3 tRNA genes are annotated in these 426 nt (G+C 53.3%); all 3 read left to right on the forward strand.

The annotated features are described in order from the left end of the window. Positions 1 to 70 precede the first annotated feature (70 nt). The 3 genes from AB4Z30_RS30030 to AB4Z30_RS30040 all read left to right on the forward strand — a co-directional run bounded on the left by AB4Z30_RS30030 (position 71) and on the right by AB4Z30_RS30040 (position 426). Positions 71 to 148: transfer RNA gene (locus AB4Z30_RS30030), tRNA-Asp, on the forward strand. Positions 149 to 278: 130 nt separating this feature from the next. After that, positions 279 to 353: transfer RNA gene (locus tag AB4Z30_RS30035), tRNA-Gly, on the forward strand. A gap of 14 nt (positions 354 to 367) precedes the next feature. Further along, positions 368 to 426 (forward strand) — tRNA-Arg (locus AB4Z30_RS30040).

Consider the following 426-nt stretch of genomic DNA (forward strand, 5'->3'; position numbering starts at 1 on the left):
CTCATAACCCGAAGGCCGCAGGTTCAAATCCTGCCCCCGCAATTGTAGCTTTCCTAACCGAAAGTGATCTGGAACCGTGGTGTAGTTGGCCTAACATGCCTGCCTGTCACGCAGGAGATCGCGGGTTCGAATCCCGTCGGTTCCGCCATCTTTACAAGCTTCAGGGATGAGAATCCGTTTTGGGGTTCGTCGGAGCATTAACTTCGAGAGCATTCGCTTCGCAGTCTCGAACGAAGTGAGAGTATCCCGTCGGTTCCGTCATCTTTAACTATTTTTATGCGGAAGTGGCTCAGCGGTAGAGCATCGCCTTGCCAAGGCGAGGGTCGCGGGTTCGATTCCCGTCTTCCGCTCCAATATTTGCGCCCTTAGCTCAGCTGGATAGAGCGTTTGACTACGAATCAAAAGGCCGGGAGTTCGAATCTCTCA

Source organism: Paenibacillus sp. 2TAF8, assembly GCF_052114825.1.
GTDB lineage: Bacteria > Bacillota > Bacilli > Paenibacillales > Paenibacillaceae > Paenibacillus.